The sequence below is a fragment of the Flavobacterium ovatum genome, assembly GCF_040703125.1.
In the GTDB taxonomy this organism is placed as follows: domain Bacteria; phylum Bacteroidota; class Bacteroidia; order Flavobacteriales; family Flavobacteriaceae; genus Flavobacterium; species Flavobacterium ovatum.
Genome location: NZ_CP160035.1, coordinates 1,179,507 through 1,203,079 on the forward strand (window position 1 = coordinate 1,179,507; position 23,573 = coordinate 1,203,079).

Annotated in this window: 19 protein-coding genes; 6 read left to right on the forward strand and 13 right to left on the reverse strand. The window is 35.2% G+C overall.

Annotation, left to right across the window (positions count from 1 at the left end; translation table 11 throughout):
- Positions 1–73 precede the first annotated feature (73 nt).
- The 4 genes from ABZP37_RS05065 to ABZP37_RS05080 all read left to right on the forward strand — a co-directional run bounded on the left by ABZP37_RS05065 (position 74) and on the right by ABZP37_RS05080 (position 5,125).
- The gene (locus tag ABZP37_RS05065; RefSeq protein WP_366186168.1) at positions 74–1,591 is read left to right on the forward strand and encodes a sugar ABC transporter ATP-binding protein; all 1,518 of its coding nucleotides are present in this window, start codon (positions 74–76) and stop codon (positions 1,589–1,591) included.
- 170 nt (positions 1,592–1,761) lie between these two features.
- Positions 1,762–2,733 carry an ABC transporter permease gene (locus tag ABZP37_RS05070; RefSeq protein ID WP_366186170.1) on the forward strand — a complete coding sequence of 324 codons (972 nt, stop codon included), beginning with the start codon at positions 1,762–1,764 and terminating at the stop codon, positions 2,731–2,733.
- A gap of 5 nt (positions 2,734–2,738) precedes the next feature.
- On the forward strand, positions 2,739–4,235 hold the full coding sequence (locus tag ABZP37_RS05075) for a mannitol dehydrogenase family protein (RefSeq protein WP_366186172.1): 1,497 nt from the start codon (positions 2,739–2,741) through the stop codon (positions 4,233–4,235).
- The gene (locus ABZP37_RS05080; RefSeq protein ID WP_366186174.1) at positions 4,235–5,125 is read left to right on the forward strand and encodes a carbohydrate kinase; all 891 of its coding nucleotides are present in this window, start codon (positions 4,235–4,237) and stop codon (positions 5,123–5,125) included. Before ABZP37_RS05075 ends, ABZP37_RS05080 begins: the two co-directional genes overlap by 1 nt.
- A 384-nt stretch (positions 5,126–5,509) precedes the next feature.
- Here ABZP37_RS05080 and ABZP37_RS05085 read toward each other — a convergent pair whose 3' ends face one another.
- The gene (locus tag ABZP37_RS05085; protein WP_366186176.1) at positions 5,510–6,994 is read right to left on the reverse strand and encodes a mannitol dehydrogenase family protein; all 1,485 of its coding nucleotides are present in this window, start codon (positions 6,992–6,994) and stop codon (positions 5,510–5,512) included.
- Between the two features lie 138 nt (positions 6,995–7,132).
- Here ABZP37_RS05085 and ABZP37_RS05090 point away from each other — a divergent pair, with 138 nt between their 5' ends.
- Together ABZP37_RS05090 and ABZP37_RS05095 are read left to right on the forward strand one after the other, a co-directional pair.
- Positions 7,133–7,927, forward strand: a complete 795-nt coding sequence (locus ABZP37_RS05090) for an NUDIX hydrolase (RefSeq protein ID WP_366186178.1) — start codon at positions 7,133–7,135, stop codon at positions 7,925–7,927.
- A 206-nt stretch (positions 7,928–8,133) separates the two neighbouring features.
- Entirely contained in the window at positions 8,134–10,164 is a 2,031-nt protein-coding gene (locus tag ABZP37_RS05095; RefSeq protein ID WP_366186180.1) for a recombinase, read from the forward strand.
- Between the two features lie 150 nt (positions 10,165–10,314).
- Here the strand turns inward: ABZP37_RS05095 and ABZP37_RS05100 are convergent, their stop codons facing one another.
- The 12 genes from ABZP37_RS05100 to ABZP37_RS05155 all read right to left on the reverse strand — a co-directional run bounded on the left by ABZP37_RS05100 (position 10,315) and on the right by ABZP37_RS05155 (position 23,569).
- The gene (locus tag ABZP37_RS05100; RefSeq protein ID WP_366186182.1) at positions 10,315–11,529 is read right to left on the reverse strand and encodes an MFS transporter; all 1,215 of its coding nucleotides are present in this window, start codon (positions 11,527–11,529) and stop codon (positions 10,315–10,317) included.
- 178 nt (positions 11,530–11,707) lie between these two features.
- Positions 11,708–13,078 carry an NADH-quinone oxidoreductase subunit N gene (locus tag ABZP37_RS05105; protein WP_366186183.1) on the reverse strand — a complete coding sequence of 457 codons (1,371 nt, stop codon included), beginning with the start codon at positions 13,076–13,078 and terminating at the stop codon, positions 11,708–11,710.
- 178 nt (positions 13,079–13,256) lie between these two features.
- Positions 13,257–14,693, reverse strand: coding sequence for an NADH-quinone oxidoreductase subunit M (locus ABZP37_RS05110; RefSeq protein ID WP_366186184.1), 1,437 nt, complete (start codon positions 14,691–14,693; stop codon positions 13,257–13,259).
- A gap of 9 nt (positions 14,694–14,702) precedes the next feature.
- Complete coding sequence (gene nuoL, locus ABZP37_RS05115) at positions 14,703–16,586, reverse strand: NADH-quinone oxidoreductase subunit L (RefSeq protein WP_366186185.1); 1,884 nt, start codon at positions 16,584–16,586, stop codon at positions 14,703–14,705.
- 6 nt (positions 16,587–16,592) lie between these two features.
- Entirely contained in the window at positions 16,593–16,913 is a 321-nt protein-coding gene (nuoK, locus tag ABZP37_RS05120) for an NADH-quinone oxidoreductase subunit NuoK (protein WP_264620581.1), read from the reverse strand.
- A gap of 1 nt (position 16,914) precedes the next feature.
- Positions 16,915–17,427, reverse strand: coding sequence for an NADH-quinone oxidoreductase subunit J (locus tag ABZP37_RS05125; RefSeq protein ID WP_366186186.1), 513 nt, complete (start codon positions 17,425–17,427; stop codon positions 16,915–16,917).
- Entirely contained in the window at positions 17,427–17,972 is a 546-nt protein-coding gene (locus tag ABZP37_RS05130; RefSeq protein ID WP_366186187.1) for an NADH-quinone oxidoreductase subunit I, read from the reverse strand. The genes ABZP37_RS05125 and ABZP37_RS05130 overlap by 1 nt, the downstream gene beginning before the upstream one ends.
- A 223-nt stretch (positions 17,973–18,195) precedes the next feature.
- Entirely contained in the window at positions 18,196–19,248 is a 1,053-nt protein-coding gene (gene nuoH / locus ABZP37_RS05135; RefSeq protein ID WP_366186188.1) for an NADH-quinone oxidoreductase subunit NuoH, read from the reverse strand.
- Entirely contained in the window at positions 19,248–20,297 is a 1,050-nt protein-coding gene (locus ABZP37_RS05140; RefSeq protein ID WP_366186190.1) for a 2Fe-2S iron-sulfur cluster-binding protein, read from the reverse strand. Before ABZP37_RS05140 ends, nuoH begins: the two co-directional genes overlap by 1 nt.
- An 82-nt stretch (positions 20,298–20,379) precedes the next feature.
- Positions 20,380–21,747: an NADH-quinone oxidoreductase subunit NuoF gene (gene nuoF, locus ABZP37_RS05145; protein ID WP_366186191.1), complete on the reverse strand. Its 1,368-nt coding sequence runs from the start codon at positions 21,745–21,747 to the stop codon at positions 20,380–20,382.
- Between the two features lies 1 nt (position 21,748).
- On the reverse strand, positions 21,749–22,279 hold the full coding sequence (locus ABZP37_RS05150; RefSeq protein WP_366186193.1) for an NAD(P)H-dependent oxidoreductase subunit E: 531 nt from the start codon (positions 22,277–22,279) through the stop codon (positions 21,749–21,751).
- Between the two features lie 51 nt (positions 22,280–22,330).
- Positions 22,331–23,569, reverse strand: coding sequence for an NADH-quinone oxidoreductase subunit D (locus tag ABZP37_RS05155; RefSeq protein WP_366186195.1), 1,239 nt, complete (start codon positions 23,567–23,569; stop codon positions 22,331–22,333).
- Positions 23,570–23,573 lie beyond the last annotated feature (4 nt).

Genomic DNA, 23,573 nt, shown 5'->3' on the forward strand with positions numbered 1-23,573 from the left:
AATAAAACCCGTTTTGGGTGTACTTATTAAAAACTAAAATTTACACCCAATGGGTTAATAAAACTAAAGTAGTATGGAAAATATAAAAAGTGAATACCGAGTTGAGATGACTGGCATAACCAAAAGTTTTGGAGTTGTTTCTGTTCTTGAAGGGGTTAATTTGAAAGTTAAACATGGTGAAATACATGCTTTACTCGGGGAAAATGGAGCTGGAAAATCTACTTTAGTTAAAATCTTGAGTGGAGTACATCAAAAAGATGGTGGTAAAGTTTTGCTTAACGACGAAGAAATTAATCCAAAAAACACCCACGACGGACAAGTATTAGGAATTAGTGTTGTGTATCAAGAGTTGTCATTAGTTAATGATTTATCAGTTGCCGAAAATATTTATTTGCACAAATTGGGAGCTAGTAAATTTTGGATGAACTGGAAAGAAATTACCAAAGACGCTCAAGACTTAATTGATTCTTTGGGATTTGTGATTGATGCATCGGCCATTGTTAGAGATTTAAGTATTGTTCAAAAACAAGTGGTAGAAATTGCAAAAGCACTTTCTGAAGACACCAAAGTGTTGATTCTAGATGAACCAACAACTGTTTTTGATCCACATGATGCTCAAAAATTATTCACCAACCTTTTGAGACTGAAAAATGATGGAATGTCTATCATTTACATCTCTCACCATTTGGATGAAATATTTAAAATAGCCGATAGTATAACCGTATTAAAGGATGGAATTGATACTGGAAGCATGGCTACCAAAGACATTAATAAAGATAATGTTATCAAATTAATGATTGGTCGTGAGTTGGATGATTTATACCCAATTCGTGATGCAATAGAAAAAAATACTCCCGTTTTTGAAGTTAGAAACCTATTCGGTAGTGACGGTTTTGTAAAAGATGTTTCTTTCTCTGTTTGTCCTGGTGAAGTAGTTGGAATTGCAGGTCTGGGAGGAAGTGGAAGAACCGAAATGGCAAAACTTATTTTTGGTGCCGATAAAAAGAAATCGGGAACTTTAATCCTAAACGGAAAAGTAATTAAAAATGATTCGCCTTTTGACGCCGTTAAAAATGAAATAGGATTTGTGTCTGAGGATAGAAAGGAAGAAGGAGTCTTTTTACCACTTTCGATTAGAAGAAATATAAGTATTACCAATTTTAAGCCTATCTCTGATAAATTTGGTTTTATAAAGTATCAAAAAGAATGTGATAATGTAGACGGTTTAATTTCGAAACTGAATATTAAAACGCCAAGCAGTGAGATGGATGTTCATAATTTGTCTGGTGGAAACCAACAAAAAGTGGCGTTAGCAAAATGGCTAAGTATTGATAGTAAACTGATCATTATTGATGAACCAACAAGAGGTGTAGATGTTGGTGCTAAAATAGAAATTTATCACCTCATAAATGAAGTTGCAAAAAAAGGAGTTGGTGTTATTGTTATTTCTTCGGATATGCCGGAGATTATGGGGATTGCAGATCGAATTCTAGTTATGCACAAAGGAACCATATTTGGCGAATTGCCAAAAGAAAAATTCTCTGAAGAAAATATTTTAAGATATTCTATTGGCGAAGAATTAAAAGCATAAACTAAAAGCTGTACCCGTTTTTAAACTTAAAAAAAACAGTTAAACATTCAATAATTAAGTAAAATTAAGCCTTAATAAACTTAATTTCTGAATGATTAAATAGAAGTTTTCAAAGGGTCAAAAGCGTTAATCTCAAGCAAAAACTCTAATAACATTAAATTTAAATAATTATGAATACATCTATAAATAAACAAGCAAATGGACTGGGCGGAATGTTGAAGTTTATAATCAAACACAACACCATCTTTATTTTTGTTCTTCTGGTAATTTTTTCAGCATTGATTTCAGACGTGTTTTTCACAGAAACCAATCTTTCTAATTTACTAAAACAAGTATCTGGTATCGGAATAGTAAGTATCGGAATGTTGATTGTAATCTTAACAGGTGGTATTGATTTGTCTGTTGGTTCTATTGTAGCATTATTGGCCGTTACTTTTGCCATCTTGGTCAACGTAGTAATTCTGCCAGTTGCTATTTTACTAACAATAATAATGGGATTTGCTTTGGGGAGTTTCTCCGGATATTTGATAGCGTATCGAAAGATGGCGCCCTTTATTGCAACCTTGGCCCTGATGACTATTGCTAGAGGTTTAGGGTTTATTTATTCTAAAGGTTCTCCTGTAACTTTTGATTCTCCAGGAGGTGCATTCATGTCTGATTTTGCAAACAAATCAACTTTGGGAGTGCCGAATATTGCTACTGTCTTTTTTATTATTGTTGCTTTGGCTGCAGTAATGTTAAAATACAATGTTTTTGGAAGATTGGTTATCGCAATGGGAAGTAATGAAGAAGCATCTCGTTTGTCAGGAATTAGAGTGAGTAAATATAAGTTTTTAGTATATGCCATTTCAGGTTCATTGGCCGCTATTGCTGCTATTGTTACTGCTTCAAGAACCAATCTTGGTTCTCCAAACATGGGTGTAGCTTGGGAATTGGATGCCATTGCAGCCGTTGTTATTGGTGGTGCAAGTTTAAATGGTGGAAAAGGAAATGCAGTAAATACTCTGATGGGAGTGTTGATCTTGGGATTGATTGGAAATATTTTAAATCTTCTAAATGTGCCATCTTATCCACAACAAGTTGTAAAAGGTGCGATCATCATCTTAGCCGTATTATTTCAAAAAATCGAAAGCAAAAAATAATCATCATGACACATTATAAATTAAATAGCGGAAATTTAGTTAAAATTTCTACAGGGGTTGCTGTACCCCAATACAACAGAGAAAATGTAAAAACGGGTATTGTTCACGTAGGTGTTGGTGGTTTTCACAGAGCCCACGAAGCGATGTATTTAGATCAATTATTACATGATGTTTCCAATTCAAATTGGGGAATTTGTGGAGTTGCTTTGTTGTCTTTTGATCAAAAAATATACAATACGCTTAAAGATCAAGACGGTCTATATACACTAGTTGTAAAAGAACTAGATGGGACTTTAACCAAAAGAGTGATAGGATCTATTGTTGAGTATTTATTTGCTCCCGATAGTCCAATAGCTGTGATTGAAAAAATGGCACATCCAGATGTAAAAATTATAACACTTACCATTACAGAAGGTGGTTATAATTTGAACGAAGCAACGGGTACTTTTAATTTTAGCAACCCTCAGATTATACACGATAGTAAAAATCCGGATAGTCCAACAACTATTTTTGGGTATTTAACACAAGCTATAAAATTACGTAAAGAACAAAATGCGGGTGCAATTACCATCCTTTCTTGTGATAATATACAAGAAAATGGTCATGTGACAAAGAAAATGCTTTTGTCTTATATAGCATTTGCGGAACCAGATTTACTTGATTGGATTAATGACAATGTGTCTTTTCCAAATAGTATGGTCGATAGAATTACGCCTGCTACTATGCCAGCGGATATTGCGGAACTTAAAGAAGTTTCAGGAATTGAAGATCAATGGCCAGTAGTTTGTGAATCTTTTCAACAATGGGTAATCGAAGATGATTTTATTGCAGGAAGACCAAACTTGGAGTCTGTTGGAGTTCAATTTGTGAAAAACGTAGCTCCATTTGAAAAAATGAAACTCGGTTTACTTAATGCAGGTCATTCTGTTGTTGGAATTTTAGGTAGTTTGAGAGGGTATTCAACTATTGATGAAGCGGTTACTGATCCAAATATTGGAACTTTCTTAGCCAATTATTTAGATGCTGAGGTTACGCCAATTCTTCGTGATTTGGAAGGAATGGATTTAACAGCTTACAAGCAAACGCTTATAAATCGTTTTAGTAATATTTATATCAAAGATCAAATCGATAGAATTTGTTCAGAAACTTCAGCTAAGATGCCAAAGTTTATTTTGCCAACAGTGCAAGAACAATTAAAATCGAATAAAGCAATTAGCTATGCCTCATTTGTTATTGCTGCTTGGGCAATTTATAGTCTAGGTTATAACGAAAAGAAGGAAGCAATCAATATCAAAGATGCTTTGCAAGAAACGCTTTTGGCGCAAGCCAAATTAGCACAAAATAATCCGAAAGTATTTTTAGAACTAGAAGATGTTTTTGGAAGTTTAAGTCAATCGGAGATCTTTAGTGATGCTTTCGCGAAAGCGTATCAAGATATCGTATCTTTTGGAGTTGAGAAATGTATAGTGGAGATGAATAGCAACTTTTTAAATGAGAAATAATGATAAAGGCAACCTGTTTTGGAGAAGTATTGTGGGACGTATTTCCAACTCATAAAAAGATTGGAGGAGCGCCGCTTAACGTTGCAGTGAGATTAGAATCAATGCAAAACCAAGTGGCCGTCATCAGTAGTGTTGGAATGGATAAAAAAGGAGAGCTATTGCTTGACTTTATGAAAGAGAACAATGTGGATACCAAAGGTGTTCAAATTGATGCTAATTTTAAAACAGGCAAAGTAAAAGTAGTCTTGGATGAAACAGGTTCTGCTTCATACGATATTATGCAACCTCGTGCTTGGGATAAAATCCAATTAACAGAGGTAGCACAAGAACTAACCAAATCAGCCGATGTTTTTATATACGGAAGTTTAGCCTCTAGAGACGAAACTTCAAGAGCGACTTTATACGAATTGCTTAAAATTGCAAAATATAAAGTGTTTGATATTAATTTGCGCAAGCCGTATTATTCTGCAGATGTTTTGTCGCATTTGATGAATGAAGCTAATTTTATCAAATTCAATGATGAAGAGATTTTTGAAATCGCGGGGTTATTAGGTGCAGATGCTCAATCTTTGGAAGAAACAATTTTGTTCATCGCTCAAAAAACCAATAGTGATTGTATTTGTGTAACGCTAGGGAGTAAAGGTGCTATTTTGTATTTTGAAGGGAATTTTTATTCTAATCCTGGATATAAGATCACGGTGGCTGATACCGTTGGGGCTGGAGATTCCTTTTTGGGAACACTTATCAATAAATTGGTAAAAAAGGTAGATCCACAAGACGCTATAGACTATGCTTGTGCCGTAGGTGCATTGGTAGCAAGTTACGAAGGTGCTAATCCAAAAATCGGCGAAGCAGAAATCAACAAATTAATGGGCAAAATAGTTTCGTAAACGAGGCTTTTTAAATAGTAAAATAGATGTTTTCTCCATTAAGGAATTTTGAGGATTAAGGCTTAAAGAATCTTAATTTCTTAATGGTTTAAATTTTTAAATTTTGAAAGATGCCAGAAAGTAACCTTGTTGTGTAAGAGGATTATTAGTTCACCGATTTACAATTTTTAACTTGAACATTTTAGAATTTGTCGTAAAACTTCATGATGCAAATCATGAAGTTTTTTTATGCTCCAAAGTTTTACTTTTACTTAATAATTCCAAAAACTAGCACAATATAGTTTAATCTGATTTTTGACACATTAAGCGCAGTCAAGATTATTAGCGGTTTTCGACTGCGATCGAACTGACAATTGATCTATTTTATAAACATTCTGTAGGTAATTAGTTGGCATTCCAGTTTTGGATGCAATCTTTTATTTTGTTTTCTCTAAGTTGTGAAAGTGCTTCCAAATAATAAGTAGTAAATGTTTCTTCCTCACTCAAATCCTCAAAAATAGACTTGATTTGAATGAATTTCATTGGGCTCTGGATCGAAAGCGCCGCCGTTCTAATCAAGGTTCCGCTTTTTGTATCTACAATATCATAAGGATTTTCGTTGTCGTCCATACCGTCATTGTATTTTGCCCAAGCGGCAATGATGAAAGCCGCGTTTTTAACGTGCATGCCGTTTTCTAACTGGTACTTAACCGTTGGTAAAATAAACAAGGGAACCTTAGCCGAACTTTCTTGACAAATCCTAAATAATTGGTCATTGATATGCGGATTTTGGAACCGTGAGACCAAATTCTTTTTATAATTATCAATGCTTTTTTGGTCCGTATCGATTAGCGTAGGTGTCACTTCAACATCCAAAAAAGCTTTTAGGAAATACATAAAATCTTTGTCGTTTGCCGTTTCATAGACCGTTTTATAACCATGTAAAGTTCCAAGAATTCCCAAAATAGTGTGGCTGGCATTCAGTAATTGCAGTTTCAGATTTTCAAACGGTACAATGTTCTCCGTATATTGCACGCCAACTTTATCCCAAACTGGTCTATCATGAATAAATTTGTCCTCAATTACCCATTGGGAAAAAGATTCACAGACTACAGGCCATTGGTCATCAATATGAAAATCTTCTTTCAGCGTATGTACGTCGGTAGAATTGGTAATGGGAGTAATCCTATCGACCATCGTATTTGGAAAACTAATGTTTTTCGAAATCCAATTCAAAATATCAGGCTCCGTAATACTTACATAATTATATAGTGATTGCTTCATCGTATCACCATTAGATTTGATGTTATCGCACGAAAGAATTGTGCAACCAGGCAGGTTTCGAAGTTTTCTCAATTTGAACGACTGTGTCAAATATCCAAAAACCGTTTTAGGACTAAAAGGGTTTTTAATATCCTCCTTCACAGCCGGATGATTAATATCAAATTCTCCCGTGATCTCATTCAAGTGATAGCCATCTTCAGCAATTGTAAGAGATATAATCTTGATGTCGGGATGAGCCATTTTTTCAATAACCGCCAACGGATTTTCTGGTCCATAAAAATACTCTACAATCGAACCTATAATTTTGGCTTTATGAGAGCCGTTCTTTTCCTTGGTGTAAAGCGTGAAAAGTCCGTCCTGATCTTTTAAAATATTGTAGATTTTCCTGTCTGATTCTAGTAAATCGACCCCGCAAATCCCATAGTTCAACTCTTTGTATTTGTCAATCAATTCATGAATGTAATATGCTTGATGCGAACGGTGAAAGTTACTCACTCCAATGTGTAAAATACTGGTGTTTATTTGGTCTCTGTCATAGGAGGGAACAGAAACATCTTTAGGCAAAGAAGCTAAGTTTTCTGCATTAAGATAAAAAGATTTTGCCATAGTTTTTAGGGTGCGCTACAAAGTAGAATTTAAAACGTTAAAATTACGTAATTAATATACGAAAACTCAAAAAATCTTCCTCTCGGATAATATTTAGTGCGGAATAAAAAAATTAAAACAGCTATATTTGTGTGATGTATGAATGTATGGCAAATCCAACTTCAAATTATGGACTTTAGAAAAATAAGTAACTTATCAGTAGATTGTGTGATTTTTGGACTTGGGTCAGATAATTTAAGTGTTTTGCTCGAAAAACGTAGCTTAAATTTATACAATGATAACTATCCAATAATTGACGATTGGATTTTGCCAGGCGAAAATGTGTTTAAAAGCAACAGCTTAGGGCAATCGGCAGATAAAATTTTAAAGGAAGTTACTGAGGATTTTTTTTCCAACAAAAAACAATTCAGAACCTATGGGAGTCACAAACGTGTAAAGTCCGATAAAGATTTGCTATGGGTTCGTAGTCAAGGTGCAGAAGCCAGAACCATTACAGTGGTTTATTATTTGACGATGCCTCAAGAAAACATTACTATAGCATCAGATAGTAATTTTAAATGGTTTCCTGTAGAATCACTTCCTGAAGTAGGTTTTGATCATCAATTGATTATTCATGATTCGTACGAAGATTTAAAAACCAAAATCACTACTGAACCCGTTTTGTTTGATTTGGTTCCTATAAAATTCACTTTGAACGAACTCCAAACGGCTTTTGAAATTCTACTAAATATCGAATTGGACAATCGAAATTTTAGAAAAAAGACACTTACCAAACCCTACATTGTTCCGCTAGACGACAAAAAAAAAGTAGCTGGTTCCAAAAAACCTTCTAAACTGTATATGTTTAGCAAAGATGTCTATGAGAAAATCGCTGAAAAAGATTTTATGATAGGAACGATTTTGGCTTTGATGTTGAAATTTTTTCTGTGTTAAATTTATTTTGTACAACGGCCGTATTAATCTGAAAATCCAATTTTACTAATTTTATAACATTCAAATTTTTAGCTGTTTATCGATGATTATTTTCATCACATTTTTGCTGAATATTTACTTTTACTTTTTAGTATTACTATTATTTTATTTTATAATTTCGGGCAAATAAAAAAATGATTTTTTATTCTAATTAATTCATTCAGCGTATGAATGTAAGGCATCAGTTTCAGCAAGATAAAACGATTAAGGAACTATTTGAAAATCATTTCGATAAGGGGCTTTATGCTGATGAAAAATTGTTGTTTCTTGTTGACTTGATTCATGTTTTTAGACCCAAATATCCAAATCAAGTAGAGCAAATTTTATTAGATGAATGTATAGAATTTCTGCAAAGTAATCCACATTATATTACTCTTTTTAGAGATTATTTTAAAACCGTTATTAGTAAAAATAAGTTTTCTAGACTGTTAACTGATTCGGGTATTTTAAATGACAATCATTTTGTTAAGGAAATTAAGAAAAGGTTGTTTGAGAAAATCTTACCGTTTCAGCCTGAAAAAGGAACGCTGCAATTTGTTTTAAATCAGGTTTTTTATCTTAGTACTGATCCAATTTGGATTAATAAAATTCCGTATGACCAAATTGTTGTTGTGTATGAATTATTAGGTTTTACTCATATTTATGAAAATATAAAACAAGAAACTCCTTTTTCTGAAATTGTTATTGCAATGCAAATTCTTGCACAAAGAATGAGCGGTAGAGCCTTAGAAAATGACGTAATCAAAATGGTTCCGGAATATTCTAATTTCGAAAGTCCTTTTTTGGGTTTTGAGAAAGAATTGAATCATTTGGAGGATATTGTTAGAACCAATAATTGTCATTATATTCATTCAACAGAATTGGTTTATAAACAGCTTTTATTGCTTCATAAACAATGCAATGATTTTGTAGATAGGGCTTTTTTAAATAGTTCTAAATTTGGGATCTCAATGTCTGTGAACCAAAATTTACTTCGTATTCGACAACAGTTAGTTCGTATCAAAGAATTATTGCCGCTGTTGGTAGTAGAAGATGAGGAAGGAAAAAAAAGAAATAGTACTTTAGTTTTATTAAAGCTGATTCGATATAACTGCTATAAAAATAATATTCGAAAGCTTTTCCTCGAAAGCACACAATTGATTTCATACGAAATAACACAACACACCGCAAAATCAGGTCAAAAGTATATTACTGATGGATACAAAGAATATTTTTCGATGTTCTACAAAGCAATTGGTGGTGGTTTTATTGTTGGCTTTTTATGTTTGTTTAAATTGCTTTTTTCTAAAGTAGACACTTCATCATTTGGTCATGCTTTTTTATATAGTTTTAATTATGCTTTTGGGTTTATAATGATCTTTTTGCTAGGTTTTACATTAGCAACAAAACAACCCGCAATGACAGCTGCAACTATTGCGCAAACTTTGGACGAAGGCATGAAGAGAAAAAATCAATCAAAAGACAAGCACACACTTTTTGCGAAATTATTTGCTAGAATTTTTCGTACCCAGTTTATCGCTTTTGTTGGAAATGTACTTTTTGCTTTTCCAGTTTCACTGTTTTTAATATGGCTTTTGGATTTGGGTTTTGGGATTAATTATGCCGTGCCAAGAGCGGGAAAATTAATTAATGATTTAAGTCCGATTCATTCCTTAGCTATTATTCATGCTGCTATTGCTGGAGTTTACTTGTTTTTTTCAGGCATAATTTCAGGAAATATTTCCAACAGAAATAAGCATTACCAAGTAGCGTATAGAATTCAAGAAAATCCATTTTTAAAACAAACTTTTGGTATTCAAAGAACCCAAAAATTATCCAATTGGATAAATCTTAATTGGGCAGGTGTTATCTCCAATATGTGGTTTGGGATTTTCCTTGGCAGTACAGGCTCACTGGGTTTGTTTTTTGGGGTAAATTTAGATATTCGTCACATCACCTTTGCTAGCGGAAATTTTGCTTTGGGTTTGTATGGAAACCATTTCGAAATAAATTTTTGGACGCTATTTTGGTCCATCATCGGTATTGGAATAATTGGTTTTGTCAATTTCATTGTTAGTTTTTCGTTGTCATTATTTTTGGCTTTCCGTTCCAGAAATATTCCTTTGTCAGAATTAATTTTACTCAACACCTCTATTTTTTATTATTTCAAAAAAGCTCCTTTAAATTTCTTTTTTCCGTTGAAAGATAAAGTGAATTAAAGGTCTTACATTTCTTGATGTTAGCCAAAATTGTATTGTAACTTCCAAAAACCCTTTGGGTTGAACGGTTTTTGAGTTCTTATTTTATAAAGTAATCCGATAATAAAGGGAGTACGTTCAGACCGACTGAATGAATGTTGAGAAAATTTTCTAACGTAAAGCTTTAATTCGAGAAACCAAAAACGCAATTATAAGTCCGAATATTCCAATGAAGGCAAATGAAAAGCGCAGTCCAAAAAGTTCTGCGATATATCCAATAACTGGAGGCCCCATCAAGAAACCTAGAAAACTAACACTAGTCACCATGGCAATAGCCTCACCAGGAGGGATATTTGGTGTTTTTCCAGCCACACTATAAAGTGTTGGGACTATAGTTGAAACGCCTAATCCGACTAACATAAAACCAACAGTTGCAGGAATCAAAAACGGAAAAAATACAGCCATAAATAATCCGGTTGAAATCATAAATCCGCTAATTTGTATTACATTTTTACGACCAAATTTGGTGATTAAACCATCACCCAAAAAGCGCCCAGTTGCCATCATAATCATAAAAGAAGTATAGCCTAAGACGATTAACGGACCTGGGGCTTTTACAATTTCTTCAAAATAGACACCACTCCAGTCAAACATAATTCCTTCGCTGGCCATACAACCAAAACCTATAATTCCCAACCAGAGTAACGCTGGATCGGGTTTGGTGAATAGTTTTTTCTTCTCGTCGCCCTTTGATGTTTCTTTGGCTTTGATCAGAAATTTATAGTTTAGGCCTACCAAAAGTAAAACGATTACTGCGACAACCAAAAAATGTTGGTAGGGTGTCATTTTAAATGCCAACATTCCGATGCCGATTAAAGCCCCCGTAAAACCTGCAAAACTCCATACCCCATGAAAGGAAGACATGATGTTTTTGTTGAATAATCGCTCGGTATAAACACCTTGTGTATTGACTCCAATATTATTCATGTTGCCAAATAATCCAAAAAGATACAAACCTAAGGCTAGTTGCCAAGCATTAGTAGCCAAACCCATATTGGACAAACAAACGGCATACATGATTAGGGAAAACACAATCAGTCGATGGCTACCATAACGGGTTACCAATTTACCCGAGAAAGGCATCATTGTTAATTGCCCCAATGGAAGTGCTAACAAGATGCTCCCTAAATCGGCTGGACTTAAATCCAAGGCTAATTTGATATCTGGAATTCGACTTGCCCAAGTGGCAAAGCACAATCCCATTCCGAAATAAAAAGAGGAAACCGCCCAACGAATTCGTAATAAATAAGATTGTTTGGCTTTTCTAAAACTCTTTTTTATTTTTCCTTGCGCGCTGAAATTGCCTATAAAATTTAATCGAATCAAAATAGTTGTTTTGCTGTTGAAGGTGCAAAAATACGAAAGATGGTTTTGTGAAGGGAGAATTCTTAGATTGGATTTTTGATTTTAACGTTTGATGATTTTACAAATACAAAAGCAGCCGAAATAATTTTCGGCTGCTTTTGTATAATTATGTACCTGTTCTAAAACAGAATAAGGCGTTTTAAGCTAATAAATCTAATACTAGTGACGGGAAGAAACCTAAAGCAATATTAAGCACGATAGCGATTACGGCAACGGCATAGATTACAAATGGTGTCGCTGTTCTAGCTTCATTTGGTTCTTTGTTGTACATCGCTAGGATTAATTTGAAATAATATCCAACTGAGATGATAGAGTTGATTACGGCTACAATCACTAGAGAAATATATCCTGCTGCAATAGTTTGGTTGAATAAAAACAATTTAGCAAAGAAACCTGCAAAAATTGGAATACCTGCCATAGATAACAATGCCGCTGTTAATATCGCTGCCAACAAAGGATTTGTTTTTCCTAAACCATGGAAGTTATTGATGTCTTCGTTGTTTTTGTTGTAGGTTACGTAAAGAATCACACTAAATGCCGCGATTCCTGCCAAAGCATACGCTGAGGTATAATACAATAATGTTCCTGCTGCATTGGTAGCAATCAATAAAGTCATTAACATAAAACCAGCGTGTGAAACTCCAGAAAAGGCCAACATACGTTTTACATTCACTTGACGCAATGCCATGATATTACCAACCGTCATTGAGGCCATAGAAACGATTACAATTATCAATTGAAATTGTTCTGAAATCTCAGCATTCATTGCAGTTAATAATTTGAACAAAGTAGCAATCGCAACCACTTTTGCCAATGTGCTCATTAAAGCAGTAGTCAAGGCTGGTGAACCTTCGTACACATCGGGAGCCCAAAAGTGGAAAGGTACTGCTGCAATTTTGAAGAACATTCCAACGGTTACCAATATAATTCCGATAGGAAACCAAACTGGTAACTCAGCTGAGTAAGATAGTTCACTGATTTCAGTTACGTCAAAAGTTCCCATTGCTCCGTAGATCAAACAGATTCCAAATAATATAATTCCAGAAGCAAAAGAACCCATCAAGAAATATTTCATTCCCGCTTCGTTACTTTTTATATTTTTTCTATCGCTTGATGCTAAAACGTAAAGAGAGATAGATAGAACTTCGATTCCTAAAAAGAACATCGCTAAGTTTCCAAAAGAAACCATAGCAACTGCTCCCGAAAGTAAAAACAGTTTTATAGCAATAAAATCGGATAATTGCGATTGATGGTGCTCATAAAATTTATGACTCAACGCAATTAGAAAAATCGTCAATACAATAAACAAGGCCGAGAACGAAGTTGAAAACTTGCTCACGATAATCATATTGTTGTAATAAGCCTCAGGAGAATTGAATTCAGAGATATTCAATCCTAAAACAGCCAACAATCCAATAATACTAATCGGAATAATCGCTTTTCTGAAATCGAAAATTTCCAATATTAGGCATAAAATACCTAGTCCTACTATAGCTATTAATGTATTCATTATTTTATTTATGATTATTTCATTTAGGATTTAGGATTTCTGTGGAAACCGATTCTAAAGCCTTAAATGTGTTATTTTTTATTATTTCGTTTCAAATGAATGATATTCCTCTCGGTTTCCTATAAATCTGAAATCAATCCCGAATTGTCGGGACGTTAATCTTCAATCTGAAATCTATTTATCTATTGATCACCGTTAAGATATGCTCTAGACTCGGAGTAATCAAATCATTAATTGGCTTTGGATACAATCCAAAAATAAATAAAACCGCAACGATAAGGACCAATGCCAATCCTTCATTGAAATTTACTTCAGCAAAAGGTTTTGAATTTGTTTCTCCCAACATTACGTGTTGGTACATTTTCAACATGTAGTAAGCGCCAAGGATAATCGTTGTTCCACCCAAAATGGCAAACCAAATATTAATTTGTGACAAACTATATAAAACGGTAAACTCACCGACAAAGTTAAAAGTGGTTGGCAAAGCAACCGATGCCAAAACTAATATCATAAACAAAGAAGCGAATTTTGGAGTTTGAGTACGAATCCCGCCCATTTCTGCAATTGTTCTTGTTTCGTATCTTCTATAAATGATTTCGGCAATAAAGAACAAACCAACAACCACAAAACCGTGAGCAATCATTTGTAAAACTGCACCACGAAAACCATCAAGGTTCAAAGCATAAGCACCTGCTGCAATCAACCCAACGTGAGCCAAAGAAGAGTAAGCCAATAATTTTTTCAAATCTTTTTGGCGTAAAGCTACTATCGAACCGTAGATAACACCTGCAATTCCAAGTGCAATCATTATTTCTGAATGTCCTTTTGCCGCATCTGGAGCAATAGGCAATTGCCAACGGATAACACTATATAATCCCATTTTCAACATGATACCCGAAAGTAACATCGTTCCAACTGTTGGTGCTTTTTGGTACACCTTTGCTTGCCAAGTATGAAAAGGAATCAACGGAATCTTAATCGCATACGCTAAAAAGAATGCTGCAAAAATCCAGATTTGCTCGTCAACGGATAAGTCCAAAGCATATAAATCTTCAATCATAAAGCTTCCTGCTTTTTGGTACAAATACACAAAAGCAACTAGCATGAATAACGATCCTGCCAAAGTATAGATAAAGAATTTAACCACTGCGTTTTTGCGGTCTTCAGCATCGCCGTTCCCCCAAATCAAAGCAATAAAGTAAATCGGAATCAGAGCCAATTCCCAGAAGATATAATATAAAAGTCCATCCGCAGCCAAGAATGTTCCTGCCATAGCAAAAGCCATAAACAAAATCAAACTGTAAATGCTTTTGGCGTTTTTAAATTCTGTTCCAAAAGAAGAGAAAATAATAATAGGCGTCAAAGCTGTCGTTAATAACAACATCGCTATAGACAAACCATCCGCTGCCAAGGCAAACGAGATTTTAGGTTGATTAATCCAAGGGGCAACAAAGTTAATGTCTTCGCCAAGGTTAAAGCTGTTAAGTAGTGCAACACTAACTCCTAGCGCTACTAAGCTAAAAAGTAAAGCTACTTTTGAAGCTAGTTTATCGCCTGATAGAAAGGTTAAAAAAGAACCAACTAAAAGAATTATTAATAGAATAGATACGTTCATAATATATGATTATTGAGCTAAAAATAAAAAGGTTAGAATGGCACTAAGTCCCAAAACAAAAATAAAGACGTACAAACCAATACTTCCGCTTTGTACTTTTTTTCCTTGATACCCTATTTCGTTCGTGATTTTTCCAAGTCCCAAAACTGCAGATGATAGTCCAGTTTCTACTTGGTCTCTGAAAAAGTTAGACAAACCATTGATTGATTTTACGAAAACAAAATCGTAGGCTTCATCAACATAATATTTGTTATATAATGTCTTCGCAATTCCAGTGATATTTTCGTCTGATTCTGGAACTTGTTTTTGTTTCAAGTATTTCGAAAAAGCAATTCCTATTCCAACCAATCCACCAACAACTGCAATCGCCATTAGAGAATATTCTTGAGTTCCAAAGTGATGCGTTTCGTGCGCTTCTTTCGAAAACAATGGGGCAAGATATCCGTTCAACCAACTATTTGTTGGTAAACTAATCAATCCACCGACTGCGGCCAAAATTGCTAAAACAATTAAAGGAAACGTAATCAGCGCTGGACTTTCGTGTAAATGATTTTTTTGTTTTTCAGTACCTCTAAAATCATTGAAGAAAGTAAGGTATAGTAAACGGAACATATAAAAAGCAGTCAATAGCGAAGCTAAAGAAGCAATAAACCAAAGTACTTTATTGTGTTCGAAAGCGACCATCAAAATTTCATCTTTCGAAAAGAAACCTGAGAAAGGAGGAATTCCTGAAATCGCTAGTGATGAGATTAAAAAAGTGAAGAAAGTAACTCCCATCCATTTTTTCAATCCACCCATGTTGCGCATGTCTTGTTCGCCATGTAAAGCATGAATCACAGAACCAGAACCCAAGAACAAACAAGCTTTGAAGAAAGCGTGTGTGATTACGTGGAAAACGGCAACTTCATAAGCTCCCAATCCTAATGCTAAAAACATTAAACCTAATTGAGAAACGGTAGAGTAAGCCAATACTTTTTTAATGTCTGTTTGAACTAAAGCTATCGTTGCCGCTACCAATGAAGTAACTGCTCCAACAATGGCGATAATGTTTTGAACATCGGGAGCCAAATCAAATACATAATTCAAACGCGTAATCATAAAGATACCTGCTGTTACCATGGTTGCAGCGTGAATCAAAGCCGAAACTGGCGTTGGTCCTGCCATCGCATCCGGTAACCAAGTGTATAACGGAATTTGTGCTGATTTTCCACAAGCTCCTATAAACAAACAAAAAGCTGCAATAGATAAAGTAGTTACGTCTAAGTTTGTCGCTCCTGAAATAGCAGCTTGTAAACTATTGTAATCCAAAGTTGAGAACATAGAACCCAAGATGAAAATCCCGATTAACAAACCTAAATCTCCAATACGGTTCATGATAAAAGCTTTCTTAGCTGCATCGTTGAAGTCTTGATTTTTATGCCAAAATCCAATCAATAGGTAAGAACACAATCCAACACCTTCCCAACCAATGAACAATACCAATAGGTTGCTACCTATTACCAACGTAATCATGAAGAAGATGAAAAGGTTCAAATACGCAAAAAACTTGTGCATATTCTCATCATCGTGCATATAACTGATAGAGTAGAGGTGTATCAAAGAACCGATTCCCGTTACAAACAACAACCAAAGAACAGAAAGTTGGTCTAATAAAAAACCAAAATCTACCTTGAAGTTGCTAATCTGAATCCAATCAAACAATTGGATCTGAATCGCTTCTTGACTTGCGTTAATACGAGTAAAGAAGCACAATGTTACTGCAAATGATAATACTACGGTCAATGTACCTAGTATTCCAGAAGCTGTTTTGCCAATGCTTTTTCCGAAGAAGATATTAAATAAAAACCCTAAAAAAGGAGCTAATAATAAGAGTAAAGCTAAATTTGTATCCATTATAGTTTATCCTTTTAAATTTTTTAATTTATCGATACTGATCGTACCCATGTTCTTAAATATAGAAACCAATATTGCCAATCCTACAGCAACTTCTGCAGCGGCAACCGCCATCGAGAAGAATACAAATATCTGACCTTGCGGATCTTGGTGGTAAGTCGAAAATGCTACAAACAATAAGTTAACTGCATTCAACATAATTTCGATAGACATAAATACAATAATAGCATTTCGTCTGTACAAAACGCCACAAACGCCAATACTAAAAAGTATGACAGAAAGGAATATGTAATTCTCAATACCTATTTCGTTTAAAATATTGCTCATTTTATTTTTCTATTTTTTCTTTCTTAGACAATAATACCGCTCCAATCATTGCAACTAATAATAGTACAGACGCAAATTCAAAAGGAACCATGTATTCGTTCAATAATACTTTTCCAAGTACTTTTATCGATTGGTAATCTTGACCAGTAGAAGTGTATTCACCCACAATTGGTTTCGAATTTATGAAAATAAGAATCAAAACAATACAGATTAAACTAAAAGCGACAATCGCTCCCAATCTCGTAATCCTTGGGCGATGGACTTCTTTCTTTTCGTTCAAATTCATCAACATGATGGTAAACAAGAATAAAATCATAATCGCTCCCGAATACACAATCACGTGTACAATTGCCAAAAACTGGGAATTCAATAATAAGTAATGACCTGCAATCGAGAAAAAACAAATTACAAGGTAAAGTGCACTGTGAATAGGGTTTCTACTAAAAACTGTCAAAAAAGCTGTTGACAATGTAATAGCGCCCAAAACACAAAATATAATAAGTACTGTTGACATTAATTAGCGTTTTTAAGTTGAGTATTTTGCATCGCCACATCAAGAGGCATTACTAATTTATCTTTTCCATAGATGAAATCTTCTCTTTCGTAGCTAGAAGCGACCAAAAGTTTTGATGTAGTCAAGTAAATAGCATCTTTCGGACAAGCCTCTTCACACAACCCACAAAAAATACAACGCAACATATTGATTTCATATATTTCCGCATATTTCTCCTCACGGTACAAGTGTTTTTCATCTGCTTTACGTTCCGCAGCTTTCATCGTGATGGCCTCCGCAGGACATGACAAAGCACACAAACCACAAGCCGTACAGTTTTCTCTACCTTGTTCATCGCGTTTCAACTGGTGTTGCCCACGATACACAGGACTCATTTCACGTACTTGCTCAGGATACTGAATCGTAACTTTTCTGGTGAACAAATGTTTCAATGTAATCCACAATCCCTTAAAGATTGCAATGAGGTACATCCGTTCCAAAAAACTCATCTCTTTGTGCGAGACTTGCTTTTTTCTTCCCGATAAGGATATGGTTTCTATTGCCATTTTTGTTTAATTTATTTTTTTGTAGCTATTCCTGCTATCCGTTGCAATCTTTTATTTTTTAAAGAAAAAAATAAAAGGATTTTCACTTCTATCAGGGCTAGGGCATTGTGCTATTAATTATATTTAAATTTCAATTTGAAGATCTGTTTTTAAATCTTCACAACTTAAATGTTCTTATATCTCTTATAGGATTTAAAAAACTTATATGTTTTTCAATCAAATATTAAAATCCCAAAAACACTGCGATCTCTGATCTCAACATTACAACTCCTGTAATAATGATATTCAAAATAGACAACGGAATTAATATTCTCCATCCCAAATGCATCAATTGGTCATATCTAAATCTTGGAATAGTCCATCTCACCCACATGTAGAAAAAGATGAAGAAACATATTTTTGAAAACAATACTCCAATTCCGATTACGTTTCCAATATTTACGCCCCAGTTTTCAACAACCCATTGCATTCCAGGATAGTTGTAAGCTCCAAAGAACAATACTGCCAAAATAGTAGAAGAGATGAACATATTTGCATATTCAGCAAAAAGGTAAAAACCCATTTTCATAGATGAATATTCTGTATGGTAACCTCCAATTAATTCTGTTTCACATTCCGCTAAGTCAAATGGCGTTCTGTTTGTTTCTGCGAAAGCACAAATCAAAAAGATAAAAAATGAAAGCGGTTGGTAAAATACATTCCAATTCATTCCAGATTGTTGCGCTGCAATTTCTCTCAAACTCAATGTTCCTGTCATCATCAACAATGCGATGATTGACAATCCCATGGCAACTTCATAAGAAACCATTTGTGAGGCCGCACGAACTGCTCCAATCAAAGAGAATTTATTGTTTGATGCCCATCCACCAATCATGATTCCGTAAACACCTAAAGATATTACTCCAAAAACGTATAACAATGCCACATCAATATCAGTAGCTTGCAAGATAACGTCTCTCCCAAACACATGAATCTTATCTCCCCACGGAATAACAGCACTCGTCATCAATGCCGTACTCATGGCTATTGCTGGCCCTGTGTAAAACAAAAATAAGTTGGGAGTGTTAGGTTCAAATTCTTCTTTTGCAAACAATTTCAAACCATCAGCAAGCGGTTGTAAAATTCCACCTTTACCCGCTCTGTTGGGACCAATACGGTCTTGCAACCAAGCGGCAACTTTACGCTCTGCCAAAGTGGAATACATTGCCATTACCATTGTAATTGCAAAAACCACTAGGATAACGATGCTTTTTTCTATTATAAATGCACTATCCATTATTTATCAGAATTTAATTTTTCACCGTCAATTTTTTCATCATAACCAATATCAGACATACTGATTTTTTTACGGTCGCCTTCTCTACCTTTTAAGATTCCTTCTTCAGTATTGATGGTTACCGTTTCTAATTTCTGAGTGTAATTGTTTTGATTGATAACCGAATCTTTTTCGAATTTTCTTGGCCCTTCAATTACCCAGTCAGAGGGTTGTTTGTGGTCAAAACGACAACTGTTACAAATGAATTCTTCTACTTCATGGTACTCATCTTTGCGACCAGTAACACGTTGAATTTCTTCACCAAACATCCAAATTGTTGTTTTTCCACAACATCCTGGAGTCTTACATTCTCTGTGTGCGTTGTAAGGTTTGTCAAACCAAACTCTCGATTTGAAACGGAAAGTTTTATCAGTCAAAGCACCTACTGGACATACATCAATCATATTTCCAGAAAATTCATTGTCAATGGCTTTAGAGATACAAGTCGAAATATTCGCATGATCTCCTCTGTCCATTACTCCGTGTACTCTATTATCTGTCAATTGATCGGCAACTTGCACACATCTTTGACACAAAATACATCGGTTCATATGTAATTGAATATTTGGACCAATATCTTCTGGTTCAAATGTTCTTTTTTCTTCGATAAAACGAGTTTTTGATTTCCCGTGTTCAAAACTTAGGTTCTGCAAATCGCATTCTCCTGCTTGATCACAAACTGGGCAATCCAAAGGGTGGTTGATTAACAAAAACTCGGTAACAGATTCTCTTGCTTCACGCACTCTGTCTGAGTTTTTACTGTTAATTTCCATACCGTCCATGCAACCTGTAACACACGAAGCCATTAATTTTGGCATCGGTCTTGGGTCAGCATCACTACCTTTTGCAACTTCAACCAAACAACAACGGCATTTTCCACCGCTTCCTTTTAGTTTTGAATAATAGCACATCGCTGGCGGAACTGATTCTCCACCTAACTTACGTGCTGCTTGCAAGATGGTTGTTCCTGCTTCAACTTCAATCTCTTGACCGTCTATTGTTACTTTCATCGTAATTTTGTTTTTTTAGTTTAAGGTTTAAAGTTTCAGGTGCGGTACGTGAAACTAAAAAAACTTGAAACTTGAAACTATTTTATACCGTTTGCTTCGTTACCAAATGCTTTACTTGCGAAAATGGTTCTGCTACAAAGTGATTTCTATTTTTAATTTTTTCAGGGAAACGAATATGATATTCAAATTCTTCTCTAAAATGACGGATAGCTGCTGCTACTGGCCATGAAGCCGCGTCACCTAATGGACAAATCGTGTTTCCTTCGATTTTACTTTGAATACTCCATAGTAAATCGATATCTTCCTCACGACCTTGACCGTTTTCGATTCTCCATAAAACTTTTTCCAACCATCCAGTACCTTCACGGCAAGGAGTACATTGACCACAACTTTCGTGGTGGTAAAAACGAGAGAAATTCCAAGTGTTACGTACGATACAAGCGGTGTCATCATAAACAATAAAACCTCCAGAACCTAACATAGATCCTGTTGCAAATCCACCATCACTTAAGGATTCATAAGTCATCAAACGGTCTTCACCATTTGTAGTTTTATAAATCAAATCAGCTGGTAAAATGGGCACCGATGACCCACCAGGAATCAACGCTTTTAATGGTCGGTCAGAATACATTCCGCCTAAATATTCGTCTGAGTTCATGAACTCGTCTACAGTAAGACCCAATTCGATTTCGTATACACCAGGATTTTTTACATGTCCCGAAGCCGAAATTAATTTAGTCCCAGTAGAACGACCCACTCCAATTTTTGCATAATCATCCCCCGAATTGTTTACAATCCAAGGCACAGATGCAATTGTTTCTACATTGTTTACAACTGTTGGGTTTGCCCACAATCCCGATACTGCCGGGAAAGGTGGTTTGATACGTGGATTTCCTCTTTTTCCTTCCAAAGATTCGATCAAAGCTGTTTCTTCACCGCAGATATAAGCTCCAGCACCACAATGAACATGAAGTTCTAAGTCGTAACCAGACCCTAATATATTTTTTCCTAGCCATCCTGCTGCTTTCGCTTCGGCAATGGCTCTTTCTAATATTTTGTAAACCCACATGTATTCTCCACGAATGTAGATATATGATAGGTTGGCTCCCAAAGCAAAACTAGAAGTAATCATTCCTTCGATCAATAAATGAGGGAGAAACTCCATCAAATAACGGTCTTTGAAAGTTCCTGGCTCAGATTCGTCGGCATTACAAACTAGATGTCTTGGTTTTCCTGATTTTTTGTCAATAAAACTCCATTTCATTCCAGCAGGGAAACCCGCACCACCACGACCACGAAGTCCTGATTTTTTTACTTCTTCAACTACTTCGTCCGGAGTCATCGCTTTTATAGCTTTCTCAACAGAGGCGTAACCACCTTCTTTGCGATAGACTTCGTAAGTTCTGATTCCTGGAACGTTTATTTGGTCTAATAATATTTTTTTTGACATCTTATTTATCGTGTAATATTATTTTATTATCTCTACAATCATCAATAATTTGATCGATTTTGTCTTTGGTTAGATTTTCTTTATAAAAATCACCTAGTTGCATCATTGGAGCATAACCGCAAGCACCCAAACATTCTACACCGCGAACTTCAAAAAGTCCGTCTGCAGTTGGTTCACCTATCTTTACACCCAATTTTTCACAAGTATAATCCATTAAATCTTCTGTTCCTCTTAAGCAACAAGAAGACGTTTGACAGAATTCAAACATGTATTTTCCAATAGGTCTGCGGTTGTACATCGTGTAAAATGTTACCACTTCGTAAACTTCGATTGGTAGGATTTGTAAAATATCGGCTACTTTATCTTGTAATTCAATACTCAACCAGTTGTCATGAGCGTCTTGAACGTCATGTAAAACCGGTAGTAAAGCTGATTTACGTTTGTCTGCTGGGTAATGACTGCATAATTCTTCTATGCGTGCCATTAACTCAGGAGTCATGTTTATTTCTTGTTTGTAATGTGTTTTTTCCATTTTCTTTTAAATCTGCGATCAAAAATCGTTAATCTGCAATCTGAAATTTTTTTATGCGTCTAATTCTCCTGCAATTACATTCAAACTCGACAAGATTACAATCGCATCGGATAACATTGCTCCTTTAATCATATCTGGATACGCTTGGTAGTAAATAAAGCAAGGCCTTCTGAAGTGTAATCTATAAGGAGTACGGCTTCCGTCTGTTACCAAGTAGAATCCTAGTTCACCGTTACCCCCTTCAACAGGATGATAAATTTCGGCAACTGGAATAGGAACTTCACCCATTACAATCTTGAAATGGTAAATCAAAGATTCCATATTATTGTAAACATCTTCTTTTGGAGGAAGGTAATAATCAGGAACTTCGGCATGGTATTCATTTCCTGCTGGCATTTTTGCCAACGCTTGACGAATGATGCTCAAACTTTCCCAAACTTCGGCATTACGAACGCAAAAACGGTCGTAAGTATCACCTGATTGCCCTACTGGAATATCAAATTCGAAATCTTCATAAGAACTATAAGGTTGTGCAACACGTACGTCGTAATCTACACCTGCAGCACGTAAGTTTGGCCCTGTAAATCCGTAAGCCATTGCTTTTTCGGCAGTGATTGGTCCTACATTTACAGTTCTATCAATAAAAATTCTATTTCTTTCGAATAGGTTTTCGAATTCTTTCCAAGCTGGAGGAAACTCTTCAAGAAAAGTGTTTAATAATTCGAATGCTTTTGGTGTCCAGTCTCTTTCGAAACCACCTATTCGACCCATATTTGTAGTCAAACGAGCGCCACAAATCTCTTCGTAGATTTCGTATACTTTTTCTCTAAATTGAAAAACATATAAGAAACCAGTATAAGCACCAGTATCCACACCTAAGATAGAGTTGCAAATAATGTGGTCTGTGATTCTAGCCAATTCCATTACGATAACACGTAAGTATTGCGCACGTTTAGGAACATCAATATCTAATAGTTTTTCTAAGGTCATCCACCATCCCATATTGTTGATAGGAGAGGAGCAATAGTTCATTCGGTCTGTAAGTGGAGTGATTTGGTAGAAAGGACGATTCTCAGCGATTTTTTCAAATGCACGGTGAATGTATCCAATGGTTGGCTCTGCTTCTAAAATACGTTCACCATCCATCAACAAGATATTTTGGAAAATACCGTGTGTAGCAGGGTGTGTAGGTCCTAAATTCAGAATCGAAAGCTCGCTTCCGTCTTCATTTAGTTTCTCTTTCATTATTTTAGCATAGCGATGCTCTGGTGGTAATAATAGTTCTGACATTTAT